We start from the raw sequence: 597 nt of genomic DNA on the forward strand, positions 1-597 counted from the left end.
CCTCGCCCACAGGTTTGATGCGCGCCATCACGTCATCTTCGGCGGCAGCCACGGTAACAGATCCCATGGCAGCGATGGCCAGGAGAGACAAAACGGTAGAAGGAAGTTTCTTTGCCACAATTATATCCTCAGGTCTGGGGCCGGGTGTTCCGGGAACACCCAACAGTAACCTGAATCCGTGACTTCGGCAGCCACCTGAAAGTCGTTCGCCCGATGATAATCGCGTAAAATTGCAGTTCCAGTGATTTTCATGATTTCACCCAAGGGGTGAACTGCCAATGACATTCATCTTCGAGCAAAGCGACACGGAAATCTACGCCTCCCATGCCGGCCTGGTGGTAGCCGGCCCCATCATCAATCGCCACAGTGGGCTGAAAAAGCGCCTCAAGTCCATCCCCCTGCGCCACGGCATAGCCCATATCGACCTGGTCCGGACCTATCTTGGACTGCTGTGCCAGGGCAAGAACGACTTCGAGGCCGTAGGTAACTACTCACCCCTAAGATGAGTACAAGCCTGCCTCCATGGATCTACAATCGCTTTTTCATGTCTGTAGAGGCTTGACATCATAGTACGCCGAGTCTATGCTATTGACCCAA

General features: G+C 53.9%; 1 protein-coding gene. It reads left to right on the plus strand.

Annotated features, from left to right (window positions below; translation table 11 throughout):
- Positions 1-278 precede the first annotated feature (278 nt).
- A complete protein-coding gene (locus ACOCD2_RS25165; RefSeq protein WP_293652476.1) occupies positions 279-506 on the plus strand; it encodes a hypothetical protein in 228 nt (75 codons plus the stop codon).
- Positions 507-597 lie beyond the last annotated feature (91 nt).

Source organism: Thiolapillus sp. (genome assembly GCF_048562965.1).
Lineage (GTDB): Bacteria > Pseudomonadota > Gammaproteobacteria > Chromatiales > Chromatiaceae > Thiolapillus > Thiolapillus brandeum_A.